Origin of the sequence: Veillonella sp. oral taxon 780 str. F0422 (assembly GCF_000221605.1) — a bacterium.
Taxonomy (GTDB): Bacteria; Bacillota; Negativicutes; order Veillonellales; family Veillonellaceae; genus F0422.
In genome coordinates, this window is record NZ_AFUJ01000039.1 from 1 (window position 1) to 367 (window position 367).

Consider the following 367-nt stretch of genomic DNA (forward strand, 5'->3'; position numbering starts at 1 on the left):
CACATGGCGTGGAAAGCTTGAAAGCTATGGAACGGTTAGCCTCTGGATATTCTGCTACCCACGGAGCAGCGAGAAAATTGGCGCTCCTGTGTTCTTAGTGGATGCAGGCTTAGAATTAGATACAAGTCACATCGAAGGTGTGCGTCAACATAAATTAGCCAAAGGGTCTAAATTTTTCCGCATGCATGCGGCATTGACACCTGACATCGTGGAACAAGGCTTAGAAGTAGGCTTTGCCTTGGCAGATGAATTGAGTGAAAACGGCTACCAAACGATAGCTATCGGTACTGTCGGTGAAAGAAGTTTACTTTCAGCGTTGGCAGTCACAGCAGGAATCACAGGATATCCGATGGCAGAGTTGTTGGCA

Annotated in this window: 1 protein-coding gene; it reads left to right on the top strand. The window is 47.1% G+C overall.

Annotated features, from left to right (window positions below; all coding sequences use genetic code 11):
• Positions 1–76: 76 nt before the first annotated feature.
• On the top strand, positions 77–367 hold a 291-nt coding region (locus HMPREF9200_RS04540), incomplete at its 3' end, for a nicotinate-nucleotide--dimethylbenzimidazole phosphoribosyltransferase (protein ID WP_255260724.1).